The sequence below is a fragment of the Brucella ciceri genome, from assembly GCF_041930145.1.
In the GTDB taxonomy this organism is placed as follows: domain Bacteria; phylum Pseudomonadota; class Alphaproteobacteria; order Rhizobiales; family Rhizobiaceae; genus Brucella; species Brucella intermedia.
The window spans coordinates 1-16,216 of the sequence record NZ_JBHEEV010000007.1; the positions used below are offsets into that span (position 1 = coordinate 1).

Below are 16,216 nucleotides of genomic sequence, written 5' to 3' on the forward strand. Positions count from 1 at the left end.
ACATAAGCCTATCCTCAAGCCTGTGCTTGAGCCTTCCTGCTTATGCTGAGTGTCCGGTCGAAAGTGGGGGCAGTTCAGTTCAAGACCATCCACGATCAGGCTATCATGTTGGAGACATGATCGAATTTCCGATATTCCAAACTGTTTTTTCAGTAACCACTCCGCAGCAACACCCGACAATCCATCGAAAAAAACACCATCGTCGGACTCGACCCCTGCCAGGCAGGCCTGCATCGCCAGGGATGTCAGAATATCTATTTCCAGATGATCTCCATTCGCCGCTCCAACAAAGAACGGGCCGCCGCCCGAATCCAGGCTTATCAACGCCCCTTGTTTGATACGGGAGGCAGGATCGACAGCCACACGGAACTTGCGTTCGCGCCCATTCAGGAACACCTCGTTGGAAACGGGATTAACCCTGATCATCAGTCCGCGTGCCGGCGCCGGTTTGTTCGCGGTGACAGCGATAATATTCACACGATTGAAAAAATGGGCTTGCAGCCTGTCTCCCCCCAGAACCACAAAATATCCGCTCGCCAGCTTCATGACGGACTCAATTTTCCGCTTGTCGCCAGAGGCGAAGTTGACAGTATCTCCAATGGTGGGCCTGAAACGCGGCTTCCCTCTCCTGCCAAAACCGCTCACGTAAATACCACGTCCATCGGTGCCGGATATGATACCTCCGTGCAGATTGGTGGCGATGTTCGTAGCTGAGACGATAGTTATCTCTTCACCGGAGCGTTTAGCCCCTTCGAGACTCGTTACCTGTGTCGGAAAGAAGTTGATCGGAAGATTGCCAATCACAACAATTTCCGAGTTGGTGCCTGATGCAATCACAGCTTCAATGCTGCGGCCGCTTCCATCAATCAGTTCAACCCACTGTCCGATCAACGAGGCCGGAAAATCTTCCAATGGCAAAATGCTGATCCTGGTGGAACGCTGAATGCCGAAAATATAATCGTCGTTGGTGACCGGCTTCACCGGTATCAGCTGGCGATTAGGTCCTGACCGGGCCAGCCAGTCAGCTCCAGGTTTTTCGATGGCCCAGTGGAAACCGTTATCCGCTTCGCCAAACGTTCGCGACAGCTCCCCTAAATAGGATGCATAGGCGCTGCTATTGCTTTTGGTGCCAACGATTTCTCGAATGTCATTGAACTTCGACATATGGACGCCGGAGGCCCTGTTGAGACTATAGGAATCCGCTTCCTTATGATTATACGCCGTGCGCATTTGCCCCCACCACGTCAAAGCCGTCACGAGAGAAAGGACAGTGAGCAGAACGCTGCATGCGAGGGATGTAGCCGGACCCGGCAATGTTGGAAGTTTTTTGATCACTGGGAGGGCTCCGAGGTCGCGACTTTTTCAGTGTGCGGCGAGCGGGTCACCTTGCCGGCGATCGCTGTCGCCGACAAGACAAGGGCCATGATGCACGTCCGCAAAAATAAAGGCGCCTGATGTTGGCCGATATAGCCAAAGTTAGCGACCCAGGACAGCAGGCCCCCTGCAAACAGGACGAGAACAACCAGGAAGGCTGGAAGCGTCAGCACCTTTCTGAGCAAAAGACCGAAGCACAAAAGCAGCGCAACAATGCCTCCAATTGTTCCTGCCTGGCTTGGAACAGCGGCTGTCACTCTCAAGGTAAAAAACTCGGTCCAACTGGCGAAGAAACTGTTCGGAAATACGCCATAAACCCAAACCTGATTATCCGAGATATCTTTGAGAGCGGCAATCGTTTCGAGCGACCCGAACAGGATGAGCAAGGCAGCAACAAAACATACGCTGAAGCTGACCAAAACAGTTGCAGTAAAACCTATGCGCTGCAGAATCCTCCACCTGCGCCCTCCCAGAAAGAAAACCGCCCCGGCAGCTGCGGCAACAGCATAAAAACCTTGCTCCGCCCCTAAAAGAGGCATCGCCGCGCCCACCGCGCCGACTATTATCAATCGCTGCAACGTAGCGGGAAAGGATATCTCCCCGGTTGAAGTGCGTAACGCGACCTTTGCCACCGCGATGGCCATGAATATATGCGGCGACATTCGCACGCCCATGGCGGCGCCAATGAAAAGCGGGGAAAGAAGAGCACCCAGCACTGGAAAATAGACCACGCTCAATGCGAATAGCATTAATGCAATTAGCGAACCCTGCCGCTCCATGAAGAGACGACAAAGGTAATACATTGGTATAAACAGGAATATAAAATTGATTAAATATGTCGAAGCCATGGATGATGCTACATCCCCACCCAGAAATATGGAGGCTATTTTCTAAAAAGGAAATATAATATAAGGTATTCCATTTCCGTGAAAGTAATAAAAATCACGACCCGGAAATTCACCTTGATCCAATTTCCGCAAGGGAAATAAGGTTTGGAAAATGCCATCGCCCGGCGGATAGTTGAAATACATAATTGTACGGGCTTGGATCAGCACAATTGCGATAACTGAAGCTAAACCGAAGACAATGCAAAATAACAGCGATATTTTTTTAGCTTATTATCAAGTTCGTACAAGTCGAATTTAGGTATTCTCATCGCCCCGCCCCTTGGAAAAAATAGATTTGTTGGACGCAATCAACACTTACCTGATCGTCAATCCCCCAAATGCATTCATGGATATAAGTATCTACAAATGCAGGGCGTCTATCACTCTGCGATTTGAACGCTTATCATCGAATCTTTGTTTCGCGATTTTTCGACTATTCTTTCCCATTTCTTTGATCAGATCTGGTCGTTCGGCCAGCTTGCGCATAGCCGCGGCGAGTGCCGCCGGGTCCCGAGGGGGCACCAGAAGTCCGTTTTCTCCCTCCTCTACAGTATCCCGGCATCCCGGAACGGTGGAGGTAATGATGGGCATTTCCATTGCCATCGCTTCCTGGATACTGCGCGGAACCCCTTCTCGATAGAATGAGGGGAGGACAAAGATACTGCTCTCTTCAAGCCATGGCTTGGGTTCCACATGGCCGGGCCATTCGAGAACGCCGTCCTCCACCCAGCCCTGAAGCTCAGACCTCCGCACCGCCCCCGGATGCAGGTCCAGATCGCCCAGCAGGATGAAACGGGCATCCATGTTTTCCCGCCGAAGCTGCTGTGCAGCAGCTACAAAATCATAAACTCCCTTGTCGCGGATCATTCGCGCCATCATGACGAATGCTGGTGTTGCGGGCTTTGGCCTTTGCCGGGTCCAGTAATCAAGGTCGACACCGATGCCCCCGAGCAATATGGCCTGTCCGGGCCGAAGCAGGTCGAGACCTTCAAAATCCTTCACATCGGCTTCGTTGAGGAAAAACACATTGTCTGCAGCAGCGAGCGCCTGTCTGTAGAGCGCCACGGATACGCCGCGCGCTACCTTGCGTCTCAGTTCCTCCATAATCGTGCCGCCTGCTCCAAAGGCCCACCCCAACCCCTCGATCATGGCAAAACGTTTGGGAACCCCGGCCTTCTTTGCGGCCAGGGTGCCAAGGATGGCGGGCTTGGGTGTGTAACCCAGAGTGATGTCGGGCCGGATTTCAGCAATCCGGGCTGATATTTCGCGGTATGCGAAGAGGTCCCGGAATGGGTCCATGCCCGTTCTGGAAAGCGTGAGATCGATCGGTGTAGCGCCCAGTTCCCTCACCGCTGTCCGCGTTGCATCCGTGTAACCCGGCGCCAGCGCAAAACACGCGACACCGCGCTCCGACAAATCCTTCAACAGGCTTCCCCGAAAGTTGACGACGGAGAAAGCCTGATTTCCGATCAGGACAAGACGCTTAGCCATGGAAAGCACCTGCGGCTGTGCGTTTTCCATAGTGCTTTTCCAGAATCTGGACAGAGTCCCTGATTGCCTGTTTCCAGTTATCGGTCTGGCGCATTTCCACGCTTACCCAACCGCTATAAGCACTGTCGAGCAATGTGGCGCCGAGTTGCGCGTGATCCACGCCAGAACTGCCAACCGGTACGAGATTTGGTTCGCTGACATGAAAATGCCGCGCCGCTGACAGCACGGCTCCATCCACCATGTGAGATTCATCATTGGCGAAATAAGTGCCTGAATCGAATTGCAGGTCGAAGCCGCGCATGCCGACCGCTCCAACAAGCGCCAGCGCATCGAGGGTGTGTGTAATGAAACGACAATTATAGATTTCCGGATTGGCTTCGAAGCATAAAGCAGAATTGCGCGCGGCAAAAAGGGGCGCAACGGCGCGAAAGAAGCGTTGCGCGTCGTTCATGGCATCGGCGGGCCTCATGTCGCCGGGATCGCGCAGTGCAGGAGCGCCAAAAACACAGGCTCCAGCGCCAAGCCACCCGGCAATATCTGCAACACGGTTCAAACGCTCATAAAGCGCTTCTTCCTCACTTTGCGTGCCGAAAAGCCGCGCCTCGGACGCTGGGAACAAGATGGCCTGCATCGCCGGTATTGCCAGCCCGCGTTGTTGAAGCTGTTTGCGATAGAGACGCACTGTTTCTTCGCTGACATCGGAAAGAGCGCCAAAAATTTTGAATGGAGCGATCTCGACACCCTCGAGCCCGAGTTCGGCGACAAGGGCAATCGCTTCTTCCTCGGCAGTTTCCGGCCAGGCTATATTGGAAATTGAATAGCGAAGCCGCGCTTTAGTTGCCCCCATTTTGCCTCTCCCGCGCGACGAATTTTGCAATATCCTCCATTACGCTGCTGGCCGGGGCGATATAGCGGCCCGTCTCACCAAAAACCCCGGCATGTCGCGTACAAAGCCGGTAGGACAAAGGCGCGTCAGAAGGCTTACCGACGAAAGCATCGGGAAACAGCTTATCGAGAATTGCGCGTGTGGGGACCGGCTCGGGGAAAAGGTTGACCAGCTTGAGACCGGCGTGGCCGGCAATCTCGATGTCATTCCAAAGACGATCAAGGCTGTACCATTGGAAACTGCTTGCCGGATCGATTTTGTCGGTCTGGTTGTCGTGAAGCAGATCGAAGATCACATTCTTCTTCAGTCCGTGCCCGAAGAGAGCAGGAAGACGAACTATCATAGTATCGGAAAAATGCGCGGTGGCCCATTTTTCAACTTCAAGCCTGTGCTTTCCGTAAGGTTGTGCTTCCGGATCGAAAGGGTCTTTGCTTTCGTCATGTGGCCTGGACGGGTTCGAATAAACGTCAATCGTCGAAATCAGAATAAAGCGATCGGCAGTCACCTTCGACAGCGGGTCGATCAGTGCAGCGATTTGCTCCCGATCCCGGTCGGGTTCTTTATTGGCTTTCCACTTAACCGCCGGAACGCCAGCGCAAACCAGCAGGTCGTAATGCTTGCCGACAATGTTTCCAATATTGGAAGAATTGTAGAGGTCGTCGAAACTGCGGGCGCGAAGCAAGTTTGAACCGACAAACCCAGTATATCCGATCAATGCCGATGCCATGTTTTTTCCAGAGTCTTCAAGCACTCGCCCTGCCGGAGCGATGCATGATTTGCCGAACAAGCAGATAATTTACGAGAAAGGATGCCGTGACTGCGGTGCCAAGCTGGAACAAGATCAACTTGTCGCCGAGTAAAAAGGATAAACTGGTCAAGACCAGCGCGCGCGTGACCAGAGCAGTCAGCGCCGATATCAGCGTTTGTACCAGCCGCCTGATCGAAAAGCGGCCACCGCCGCCGAAGGTCCAATGCTCATGAACGAAATACACGAGAGCCGCAGCCGTAAATAACGAAACAGCGCTGGCGGCCAGAACGGCCATCCCCCAAAAGTGAACAAGCACGTAGGACAGCGCTATATCGAAGATCACGCCGCTCAGGCTTGCGGCGAAGAAGCGCTGGAATTCCAGAATGCGCTTGCGATCAAACCTCATCATTCCACCAACTCGAGCAAATCATAGATGTTGTCGATCTTGCTGCCGAGAACAGACCACAGGCCGGGCATGTCGTCGTGATGCTGCAAGAGTATCGGGCGGCCGTCATCGTGTTCGTTTTTGATGGGAACGGTCTTCACGTCGTAAAGCGATTGGATCCATCGAACATCGCCAATTGCCGGCATATAGCGCCGCGCATCGTTCACCATATGTTTCCAACGCGTCCCCGTTTCCATTTGCCTTGCCATGTCGTAGGCGCTGAAGGGTGCGGTATCGTCGGTCCAGTTATGGTGCGGCGTATAGCGAACATGCGTGAGCGAATAGGCTTTTCGGGCCGGATAGGGCATGGACGAAAAATAATCCCCGTCCATCACGGTCACGCCAAATGGCCTCAGCGCCGGAGGCGGTTCGACCAGGGCAATCTCGACCAGTTCGTGTTTGAGCGGTAGCGGCTTCAGGCCGCTGGCCATCAGAAGCGCATTCAACTGGGCGTAACCGACGTTGAATACGCGTGCCGCCTGCGCCCTTTTCCCGCTCGCGAATTCAACCGTCAGCTGGTCCCCTTGCGCGCGGACCGTATTCGCGGGGCAGTGGAAAGCGATTGTAACGCCGGTTTTTTCGAGACGCCGGAAAACGCTGCTTCGCAGGATCGTATAGTCAAACGCATCCTCGCCACAGACGAATACATCTTCGATCAGGCTGGCATCGAACATCGCACGCTGCGATGGGGTTGCTTCCTGAATTGGCGCGTGCATCGCCTTATACATGCCATAGAAACGTTGCGCATTAACCTTGGTGCCATGCCTTGCGATGGCGTAGAGCATCTGGAAATCCGAGACCAGCGCCTCGCTGTAATCCTCGATAAAGCGTGGCCTGTTATGGAGCGACCGCAATGCGGTTACGAGGCTGCGTGGATAATGAAAACCGGTGTGCACGCGCGCCTGGTTTACCGCCGAGGCGCGGGACATGGCTTCACCTGCCCGCTCGCTCAGGAGAACTCGATAACCGAGTTCCGACAGATGGGCCGCAAGGACACAGCCATAGAATCCCGCCCCCACAATAATCACATCATAATTGCCATCCATGGCATCGGCACAAACTATATTCATGGATTGTAGCGGCCCGCCAAAGTGCAGAAGATAATCTTCATCAGATCGATGTTGCCGGCCATATTGATCTTGGTCGGGATCGGGCCATGATCTGGATAGGCGCGGGTCGTCGGAATTTCTTCAGTCTTCAGGCCAAGTTGCGAGGCGCGAACCGTGAGATATGCCAGAAGCTCATAGGTCATGAAGACGTCACGCAGCGGCTGGACGCGCGGGTGCAGCAGATAGCGACGGCTATAAGCACGAAAACCCTGCGTGGTGTCCGTATAACGACGACGAGCCGCAAGGCTGAGTATCGGGGCGTGCAGGAACTTGATCGCCAGTTCGCGCGAACGCGGCGTATTGATAGCCTTGCCACCCGAAATGAACCGCGAAGCTTGCGCGTAATCGACACCGCGGTCCAAAGCATCGATGAACAGTGGGATGGACTCAACGGAGTCCTTGCCATTGCCGTCGATGGTAATGATGCCCTCATACCCACGATCAAGCGCGTAAGCATAAGCCATTCGAAGCTGTGCCGACAGCTTGCCAGCCCCCGTCTTGGTCAAAAGCACCGACACGCCATTGGCGCGCAGCATGGCATGCTTCAGGGAACCATCTTTGGAGCCGCCGTCTGCAATGATGATGTCAGCGGCTTGCGCCTGGCCCAGGCGATGCATATCGACAAGCTGCCTGCCAATGCGTTCACCCTCGTTTATCACGGGAATCACGATGCAATAGCGGGCCGTCTTCGGCGCAAACTCCATGACCTCATAGGCTGGGACGTCTGTGTCCGGAACGGATGAAGCTGATCCGACGGCTGCTTTGGTCAAGGCCGCAACTCCTTCGGCATATTTTGATGAACGGCATCGACGGAAAGTGTTGCTTCTTCGACATTGAGAAGATTGGAGCGCCGGAACAGATCGCCGATCAAACGATCCCCGACCAAGCGCGGCGTGTTCCGGGCCTGCTGGAGTTCGAGCGCCCGCGAAATGCCGAGGCACATCACTGCGGCGGCAGCGAACTGTATGCACGCCCAGGCACTGATCATGGCAATGGTCGAGCTCCAGCCCTCCATGACGTTCCAACCGATTGCCCAAAGCAAGACCGGATACGTCATGGTGAAAAGCGCGCCCAGGGACAGCAGCGCACAGCAGGCAGTGGCAAGACGCAGGAGACGAACCGACGACACTGCGATAAGATGCAAGACCAATTCCAGCCGCGAGACCAGATGCCTTACCGAACCGCGGACCCGCGGCAATTCAACCGTAACGGTCTTCTGATTGCGGATATGGCCTGCGACCGTAAAACGGATCAAATGCGACTGAAACGGTATCTTTAGGAGATCGCTCACGATCTGGCGTCCCAGCGCGAGTGTACGATAATAACGTATGTCTACTTCGAAACCGGTGAGGACGCGCATGGCTGAAGCGACGGCCCTCGCAAAAAATGAGCTGCCTTTGCGCTTAAGGCGCACGAACTGAGCACCCGCCCGAATGGGTGCGAGCAATACTTCAAGATCGATAAATGGCAGTTCGTCGGACGAGGATATGATAATCGTATCCCCAATCGCTTCCTGATAACCATGGATAGCCAGATCATCGAAGTCATTGTCGCCATCGATCTGCAAAAGCCGCAACTGTGCTACTTCTCGCCCCAATACTTGTAGGGCCTCATCTGCATAGCGATCAGAATCATTAGCGATTATTAAGACTTCGTAGAAGGCATATCGCTCCGAAATAAAGCGGGCAGCATTCAAAATTGGCTTTTCCGCCCCAAGGAGATTTGGCGAAGCCACAATAATCAAACTAACTAAAACACCAGTATCTAATACGCTGGACCCGTCATAACCACTTGAACGATTCCCCATCATATCTTCCTAAAAGATAAAATTCCGCCGAATACGCTCTACCAATGCTATAAATACTACCTATTTATTTATAACTAACCTGAACCGGCTTCATCAGCAAGGAATAAACGAGGTGGGACAGCCTTGCGATGAGGAAAGGCCACTTAAAGGGAGTGCAGCGCATTCCCGGCCAAATCGAAAGACCGGTGACAGGCACTGCGCCTGCCCGGGCTTTGATGAAGCTCTTCAATACAGTGACAGGACGGACAGGCCGCGTTCCCCCGATTCATGTCCGCGCGAAAAGGGGTGCGCTCAATATCGCGTTCGGGATTAGCGTGCGCGGGATAACGTGCAAAATCACCGACCAGCATGCCCTCCAAAGGAGAGTTGCTGTGGAATAGCGATTGATTGAATTTGCTGGTACGCCCAAGGGGAATCGAACCCCTGTTTGCGCCGTGAGAGGGCGCCGTCCTGACCGCTAGACGATGGGCGCCTGAGCCATATTGCTGATATAAGCGCCAAAAGGAAAAAGCGCAATCCTCGCAGGCAGAAAGAAACAGGGCGGCAATCATGCCACCCCGATCAGTTTGCCCCAGAGCATTTCCAGCAAAAGCGCGGTGCGGATTTGCGTAGGATAATGTTTTAAAACAAATAGTTAGAGCGGTTCCGCGATTCCGTATGAAACGGAACTGCTCTATTCGACATTGCCGAGCTTGATGCGGCCGATGATGCGCGACTCGCGATAATCATAGATGATGAGTTCCGTGCCGCCGTCCGGCAGCAGCGTTTCCAGCGAAAGTTCGTTGCCCGAAAGGCTTTGCGAAAGAAGACGGGTGCCGGGCGTCAGGTTGATCTGCGATTCGATCAGCTTCAGCGGCTCCGGCTTTGCGGGCGCAGGCGCGGCCTGTCCGGGAATATCGGAACGGGCTTCGTCAACCGGGGTTTCCGGCGCGCGATTGATCTTGTAGACAACGGCGACAAGCACCGCCATAAGACCGATCAGCATGACACCGATGGAGACGGCCAGAAGCCGGATCATTTTGCGGCGCACACGTTCCATGGCTGGATCAAGCGCGGGCTCGCCCTGTTCATCCGGGTAATAGCCCTGCTGATAGTCCTGATAACCCGAATCCTGATGATTCTGGTATCTTGGATAGTGTGGATCCTGCATTCAACGACTCCGGTTCGAACTGCGCCGTGTTACGGCGTGTGGCGCGTGATAGAGCATTTTGCAGCCAAATGGAAACATTTGACGTCGCATAAATGCGGTAAAATCAAGAGACAGAGCAGTTCTGACGATTTCGTTAAGACAGAGCCGCTCTCAACAAGGAAGACACGAGTGAAAGAGCTTACGACCGACTCCGATGCCACAGGCAAGCGTCTCGACCAGTGGCTGGCCGCAGCATTGGGGCCGGACCTCTCGCGCAGCCGCGTGCAGTCCCTCATTGCCGAAGGCCATGTGACCATCGACGGCGTGCCCGCCCGTGAAACCAAGCAGAAGCTGCGCGAAGGCATGACAATCGCCGTCGTGCTGCCTGAACCGGAGCCAGCCGAACCGATTGCCGAGAACATCCCGCTCGATATTCTCTACGAGGACGATGATCTCATCGTGATCAACAAACCCGCCGGGCTTGTCGTTCACCCCGGCAACGGCAACTGGACGGGAACACTGGTCAATGCCCTCATATATCATTGTGGCGATAGCTTGTCGGGCATCGGCGGAATCCGCCGCCCCGGCATCGTCCATCGCCTCGACAAGGATACGAGCGGCGTCATGGTCGTGGCCAAGAACGATCTTTCGCACCGGCATCTGAGCGAACAATTTGCCGACCATGGCCGCACCGGCGATCTGGAGCGCGCTTATCTCGCTCTTGTCTGGGGCATGACCGAACGCCCACATGGCTACATCGACGCGCATCTCGGTCGCTCGCACCGCGACCGCACCAAGCAGGCCGTGGTCAATGAAGAGCGCGATGATGCCCGCCACGCCATCACCCATTATGCCACGGTCGAAAAATTCGGCCCCCGCGAAGACGCGACCGCGCTCGCCTCGCTCGTCGAATGCCGCCTTGAGACCGGCCGCACCCATCAGATCCGCGTGCACATGGCCCATATCGGCCATCCGCTTGTCGGCGACATGGATTATGGCAGCGCCTACAAGACCAAGGCCAACAAGCTGCCGGATCCGCTGAAGGAGGCCGTGCGCGGTTTCCACCGCCAGGCCTTGCATGCCTTTCTTCTGGCTTTCACCCATCCATCCACCGGGGAGCTTATGCGTTTTGAAGCGCCGGTGCCGGAAGATATGGAGCATCTTCTGGAAAATTTCCGGAAGCATTCTATATAATACTGGCAACCGTCACGGTTGGCCGGAAGGATGGACAACTGATAGGTCTGAGGGCTGACCATCACCAGGATCGGGGGCGCGGGTGTGGTGAAACCGCTCTCTCTCTCTCAACACCAAAGCATTTCCAGCAACAGCGCGAAGCGGTTTCGTGCCGGATAATGCTTGAGAACAAAGAGATGGAGCATTTCCGGTGACAGGGAAAATGCTCTGCCGCCTTACATTTCATACGATTTGCGAAACCTTTGCCCCTGACCAACGTTCACATTGTAGTGACAGTTTGTTTCATGAGTTAAAGGATCGTGTTTTTGCCAAAATCATGCCTATATATGGAGGCTCGCGAGAGGGAAGTGCAGGAGGCAGCCCCCGCGACAGGTTCGCCAGACGGGAACCTGAAATCATAAAGGAGGGTGCTCTATGGCCCAGATGAATCTCCCAAGCATCACGTCAGGTGACGGCGGTCTTACCCGTTATCTGGAAGAAATCCGACGTTTTCCCATGCTTGAGCCGCAGGAAGAATATATGCTGGCCAAGCGTTATCACGAACATACCGATCCCAAGGCCGCCCACAAGCTGGTGACGAGCCATCTGCGTCTCGTGGCCAAGATCGCCATGGGCTATCGCGGCTATGGCCTGCCGATCGGTGAAGTCATCTCGGAAGGCAATGTCGGTCTCATGCAGGCCGTCAAGCGTTTCGAGCCTGAACGCGGCTTCCGTCTTGCCACCTATGCCATGTGGTGGATCAAGGCTTCGATCCAGGAATATATCCTGCGCTCGTGGAGCCTTGTGAAGATGGGCACGACCGCCAATCAGAAGCGCCTGTTCTTCAATCTGCGCAAGATGAAGAGCAAGATTCAGGCGCTCGACGACGGCGACCTCAACCCCGATCAGGTCAAGCAGATCGCGACCAAGCTCAATGTGAGCGAAGACGAAGTGGTGTCCATGAACCGCCGCCTGTCCGGTGATGCCTCGCTGAATGCGCCGCTGCGCGCTTCGGAAGGTGAATCGGGCGAATGGCAGGACTGGCTGGTCGATGACAGCAGCAGCCAGGAGCAGATCCTGATCGAACAGGATGAGCTGGACAACCGCCGCTCCATGCTGGAACAGGCGATGGATACGCTGAACGACCGCGAACGCCGCATTTTCGAGGCCCGCCGCCTCTCCGACGACCCGATGACGCTGGAAGACCTGTCCAGCGAGTTCAGCATCAGCCGCGAGCGCGTGCGCCAGATCGAAGTGCGTGCCTTTGAAAAGGTTCAGGCCGCGGTCAAGGCCGCAGCTTTCAAGCAGCAGAAAGCGCTGAACCATGTCGAGGAAGCGCACGCCTAAAGCGCGTTTCAGATGCTCTGCTGATCTTTTTACTGCCGCAGAATGGGAAACCATTTTGCGGCAGAACTATTTACCGGCCCCCCTCGCCTTTCGTGAGTTCAAACCCCTCATCCATCCAGCCTGTCAGTCCGCCCGCCATGATCTTGACGGGACGGTCGAGGTTGGCGAGCCGCAAGGCGCCCCGTGCTGCGCCATTGCAATGCGGCCCGGCGCAGTAGGTTACGAAAACCGTATCCTGCGGCCACTCCGCCATCTTTGACGCGATGATCTTCCCGTGCGGCAGATTGATCGCGCCCGGTATGTGACCTTCCGCAAAAAGCGCTGGGCTACGCACGTCGAGGAGCACGAAATCGGCGCCTTTCGACAAGGCGTCGTGCACGTCCGAACAATCGGTTTCGAAGGTGAATTCTGCCGCGAAATGTTCGCGGGCCACCCCACTCGGTGCCGGTGAAATGGCCGTCACGGCTGATCTTTTCCCGATCTTGGCTGCACTGTCCATCGACGATCTCCTGTTTTCTTCAGGAAGATTTCGCCTATTTGCCAATGCGCTTGCAATTGGCGAGATTGACAATATACGTAAATATAATGACAAACCGCACACCAGACCTGCAAGGCCCGCTCGTCGTGGCGCTGCTCTATGACCGGCTTTGCACTTTTGAATTCGGCATCGTCGCCGAAATTTTTGGCCTGCCCCGGCCGGAAATGGGACCGGGCTGGTATCGCTTTGCCAGTTGCCCGATCGAAGAGGGCCCGTTGCGCGCGCATGGCGGTTTGCTCATCACGCCCGATGGCAGCTCCGACCTGATCGATGAAGCCGACATCATCATCGTTCCGGGCTGGAAAGGTGCGGACATTCCGGTGCCGGAAGCGGTCAGCGAGAGGCTGCGCCGCGCGCACCGGCGCGGGGCACGCCTTGCCTCCATCTGTTCGGGCGCGTTCGTGCTGGCCGCGACGGGGCTGCTCGACGGCGGCACCGCCACCACGCACTGGCGCCATGCCGATGCACTGCGCAAAAGGCACCCCGAAATCGATGTCGATGATGCATCGCTCTACCGCGAACATGATCGCATATTTACCTCGGCTGGAAGCGCGGCGGGAATGGACCTCCTGATCGAAATCGTGCGGCAGGATTTTGGGACGCTCGCCGCGAATTCCGTTGCCCGACGGCTGATCATGCCCGCCCATCGCACCGGCGGGCAGGCACAGTTCCTGGAACGGCCAGTGACGAGGCGCGAGGGCACGGCAATCAGCCCGGTTTTGGACAGGATGCGCGCCAGTCTGGCGGCGGAATGGACAATCGGGCGCATGGCGGCGGAATGCCGGATGAGCCCGCGCACTTTCCTGCGGCGCTTTGCCGAAGCGACCGGCGCCACCCCCAGCGACTGGCTCACCATGGAGCGCGTCGCAGCGGCAAAGGAACTCCTCTCGCAAGGAGAGGCAAGCATCGATGATATCGCCGCTTCGGTCGGTTTTGGAAGCGCCCACACGCTCCGCCATCATTTCCGCCAGAAGATCGGCATCAGCCCGGCAAAGTATCGCAGGCGCTTCCTCGTCGAAACCGTCATCCAACCGATATAAAACCGTCAAACAACTGTAATGGATTGGCATTAGGGACGAGGGCGTGTTTCACCCCAGCTTCAAGGTCATCCCATGAAAAAGCTCCTGCTCGCCGCAGCTATCGCGCTTACCGCTGCCACCGCCGCATCTGCTTCCGAATATGTCTCCTTCCTCGACTATCCACAGAAGGAACAGGACGGGAAGGAGTTCTTCACGGCCATCGAAATCCCGCAGGGCAGCTTCACCAAATACGAAATCGACGACAAGACCGGCCATATCGTCGTCGACCGCTATCAGTCCATGCCTGTGGTCTATCCGGCCAATTACGGCTCGATCACCAGCACGCTTGCCGGTGACGGTGACCCGCTCGACGCGCTGATCTACACGCGTGAGCCGATTGTTCCGGGCGCGATCATCAAGGTTCGTCCGATCGGCGTTTTGAAGATGATCGACGGCGGCGACCAGGACGACAAGATCGTTGCCGTGCCGACCACGGACATCGATCCGACCTATGACAACATCAAGGAAATCACCGATCTGCCCAAGATCGAACAGCAGCGTCTCGAAGCCTTCTTCCGCGTCTACAAGCAGCTGCCGGAAGGCCGCAAGGTCGTGGAACTCGCAGGCTTCGACAGCGCGGAAGCCGCGCAGAACGAAGTCGCCAAGGCAATCAAGGCCTTTGCCGAAAAGAAGTAATCCTGTTCGTCAGCAAACAAAAAGGCCGCTCGAAGCGGCTTTTTTCGTTTTGCGGGAAGATTAATTCGCACCCAGCACGTCGTTGAACGCCTTCTCGCCCGGCACGCCTTTTTCAAGGCTGATGAGGGCGCGGCGGCCATTGCGGTAGGAGATCGGAATATCTATCCATTGCAGGCGGCGCATCAGCGATAGATTGGTATCCTGCGCGGTGCGGGCGTCGTTCAGCCATACGATGAAGAAATTATCGCCGATTTTCGACGGCACGGCGATCAGCGGATTGCCCGCCGCCTGTTCCGTGTCCTTGAAGGTGACGCGCTGTACATTATCCACCACGCCGCCGGAGAAGCCCTCGGGGACCGTGAAGACCATTTCGATCAGATGGCTTGCTGGAATCGACTGGTCCGTATTCTTGCGAATGGTCATCTTCAGCTCGACCTTGCTGGTCGGCATCGTGACGGTTGCGCGCACGGCGGGCTGCGCAGGCTGGCCGTCTTCCGGACTTTCCTCGATCACCGACCAGACCACATTGCCGCGCTCGACCGAATCCGACCCGGCACCGCCGCGCTCTTCATAGAGAAGCGCCTGCTGGCCGACGGCGACGGTCTGGTTCTGTCCGGGCTGCGCGCCCGCTGGCGAGTTCGTCTCGGCAGGTGCAGGGGTGGAAGCGGCGGTGGAGGTGCCCTCCCCGATTCCGTTCGCGCCACCGGCAGGCCCGCTATCGGTTTCGCTGCCGTCCGGCATCAGCCGCTGCGTCAACTTCTGCTCGCCCGCAGGCTGTTGCGGCTGTTCCGGCGTCTGTTCGCCGCCCGTCGTCGCCGCATTGCTGTCGGCTGGCGGCGTCGTGTCTTGAGGCTGTGTCTGGCTGTCGGAACCGGTCGCAGGCGCGTCGCTGCGGCCAAGGCTCGACGCGAGTTCCTGAATCTTGTCCTTGTTGTTCCAGACAACGTAGCCGGCGGTTCCGAGAGCCAGAACCGCGATCAACGCGACAACCAGCCCCTTATAGGAGCGCTTCTCCTTCTTGGACGTGCGCTCGATATATTCGCTGCGGCGGGCCTGCGCCTTTTCCTTGGCGCGGTCCAGCTTCCAGTCGTCGTGGCGCTCGGCCACGAAAGCCGGTGCGTCGTCATCCTCGCCGGAAACGCGGTCGCGGCGCTCATCCTGCGGGGCGGCGGAAAATGCAGGCTCGTCGTCTTCATGGGACGGCGCGCGATCCACAGCAGCGCGATTCGCCTCCTGCAGAAAATCATCCAGCGCATCCTCGACCGGCGGCTCCGGCGGGTTGGCGGGCGGCGCATAAAAAGCTTCGACCTCGGCAATGGCGTCTTCGAGAATATTACGCTGGCGGACAGCCACGGCCTGCGAGGCGTTTGCCGTGACAAGCTTCTGCTCGATCGTCGCACGCGCTTTCGCATAAACGCGCTGGCGCAATTCAGGAGACTTGTCCGCCTGCGCATCGATCGTCTTTTTCAGTACCGCTACAAAATCCGCCATTCCGTCTTACCCGGTTTCCGCCCGTCCAGATGAACAATAAGCACAGGATGCAATAAATGTCCCAATAATCACAATA

At 56.3% G+C, this 16,216-nt stretch carries 15 protein-coding genes, 1 tRNA gene and 1 pseudogene; 4 read left to right on the forward strand and 13 right to left on the reverse strand.

Annotated features, from left to right (window positions below; all coding sequences use genetic code 11):
• The 11 genes and pseudogenes from JNC63_RS15025 to JNC63_RS15075 all read right to left on the reverse strand — a co-directional run.
• Positions 1 to 1,164 (reverse strand): annotated as a pseudogene (locus JNC63_RS15025) (hypothetical protein); the annotation flags it as partial.
• 167 nt (positions 1,165 to 1,331) lie between these two features.
• Positions 1,332 to 2,222, reverse strand: coding sequence for a hypothetical protein (locus JNC63_RS15030; RefSeq protein ID WP_374846453.1), 891 nt, complete (start codon positions 2,220 to 2,222; stop codon positions 1,332 to 1,334).
• Between the two features lie 399 nt (positions 2,223 to 2,621).
• Positions 2,622 to 3,782 carry a glycosyltransferase family 4 protein gene (locus JNC63_RS15035; protein WP_063620107.1) on the reverse strand — a complete coding sequence of 387 codons (1,161 nt, stop codon included), beginning with the start codon at positions 3,780 to 3,782 and terminating at the stop codon, positions 2,622 to 2,624.
• Positions 3,745 to 4,599, reverse strand: coding sequence for a sugar phosphate isomerase/epimerase family protein (locus tag JNC63_RS15040; RefSeq protein WP_063620108.1), 855 nt, complete (start codon positions 4,597 to 4,599; stop codon positions 3,745 to 3,747). The genes JNC63_RS15035 and JNC63_RS15040 overlap by 38 nt, the downstream gene beginning before the upstream one ends.
• Positions 4,586 to 5,365, reverse strand: coding sequence for an NAD-dependent epimerase/dehydratase family protein (locus JNC63_RS15045; RefSeq protein WP_063620109.1), 780 nt, complete (start codon positions 5,363 to 5,365; stop codon positions 4,586 to 4,588). Before JNC63_RS15045 ends, JNC63_RS15040 begins: the two co-directional genes overlap by 14 nt.
• A 16-nt stretch (positions 5,366 to 5,381) precedes the next feature.
• Positions 5,382 to 5,795: a GtrA family protein gene (locus JNC63_RS15050; protein WP_063620110.1), complete on the reverse strand. Its 414-nt coding sequence runs from the start codon at positions 5,793 to 5,795 to the stop codon at positions 5,382 to 5,384.
• Positions 5,792 to 6,901: an NAD(P)/FAD-dependent oxidoreductase gene (locus tag JNC63_RS15055; RefSeq protein WP_063620111.1), complete on the reverse strand. Its 1,110-nt coding sequence runs from the start codon at positions 6,899 to 6,901 to the stop codon at positions 5,792 to 5,794. Before JNC63_RS15055 ends, JNC63_RS15050 begins: the two co-directional genes overlap by 4 nt.
• Positions 6,898 to 7,710, reverse strand: coding sequence for a glycosyltransferase family 2 protein (locus JNC63_RS15060; RefSeq protein ID WP_063620112.1), 813 nt, complete (start codon positions 7,708 to 7,710; stop codon positions 6,898 to 6,900). The genes JNC63_RS15055 and JNC63_RS15060 overlap by 4 nt, the downstream gene beginning before the upstream one ends.
• Entirely contained in the window at positions 7,707 to 8,747 is a 1,041-nt protein-coding gene (locus JNC63_RS15065) for a glucosyl transferase (protein WP_245670762.1), read from the reverse strand. Before JNC63_RS15065 ends, JNC63_RS15060 begins: the two co-directional genes overlap by 4 nt.
• Positions 8,748 to 9,144: 397 nt before the next feature.
• Positions 9,145 to 9,219 (reverse strand) — tRNA-Glu (locus JNC63_RS15070).
• A gap of 201 nt (positions 9,220 to 9,420) precedes the next feature.
• The gene (locus JNC63_RS15075) at positions 9,421 to 9,897 is read right to left on the reverse strand and encodes a hypothetical protein (RefSeq protein WP_063620115.1); all 477 of its coding nucleotides are present in this window, start codon (positions 9,895 to 9,897) and stop codon (positions 9,421 to 9,423) included.
• A gap of 168 nt (positions 9,898 to 10,065) precedes the next feature.
• On the opposite strand from JNC63_RS15075, the gene JNC63_RS15080 reads away from it, so the two are divergent.
• Positions 10,066 to 11,070: an RluA family pseudouridine synthase gene (locus JNC63_RS15080; protein WP_063882975.1), complete on the forward strand. Its 1,005-nt coding sequence runs from the start codon at positions 10,066 to 10,068 to the stop codon at positions 11,068 to 11,070.
• A 414-nt stretch (positions 11,071 to 11,484) separates the two neighbouring features.
• Positions 11,485 to 12,396 (forward strand): RNA polymerase sigma factor RpoH, encoded by a 912-nt coding sequence (gene rpoH, locus JNC63_RS15085; RefSeq protein ID WP_006467693.1) that lies wholly within the window; start codon positions 11,485 to 11,487, stop codon positions 12,394 to 12,396.
• A 70-nt stretch (positions 12,397 to 12,466) separates the two neighbouring features.
• Here the strand turns inward: rpoH and JNC63_RS15090 are convergent, their stop codons facing one another.
• Positions 12,467 to 12,895 carry a rhodanese-like domain-containing protein gene (locus tag JNC63_RS15090; RefSeq protein ID WP_063620117.1) on the reverse strand — a complete coding sequence of 143 codons (429 nt, stop codon included), beginning with the start codon at positions 12,893 to 12,895 and terminating at the stop codon, positions 12,467 to 12,469.
• Between the two features lie 86 nt (positions 12,896 to 12,981).
• On the opposite strand from JNC63_RS15090, the gene ftrA reads away from it, so the two are divergent.
• Both ftrA and JNC63_RS15100 read left to right on the forward strand, forming a co-directional pair.
• The gene (gene ftrA / locus JNC63_RS15095) at positions 12,982 to 13,974 is read left to right on the forward strand and encodes a transcriptional regulator FtrA (protein ID WP_063620118.1); all 993 of its coding nucleotides are present in this window, start codon (positions 12,982 to 12,984) and stop codon (positions 13,972 to 13,974) included.
• Positions 13,975 to 14,046: 72 nt separating this feature from the next.
• A complete protein-coding gene (locus JNC63_RS15100; RefSeq protein WP_006467695.1) occupies positions 14,047 to 14,649 on the forward strand; it encodes an inorganic diphosphatase in 603 nt (200 codons plus the stop codon).
• Positions 14,650 to 14,709: 60 nt separating this feature from the next.
• Here JNC63_RS15100 and JNC63_RS15105 read toward each other — a convergent pair whose 3' ends face one another.
• A complete protein-coding gene (locus JNC63_RS15105; RefSeq protein WP_063620120.1) occupies positions 14,710 to 16,140 on the reverse strand; it encodes a hypothetical protein in 1,431 nt (476 codons plus the stop codon).
• Positions 16,141 to 16,216: the final 76 nt, after the last annotated feature.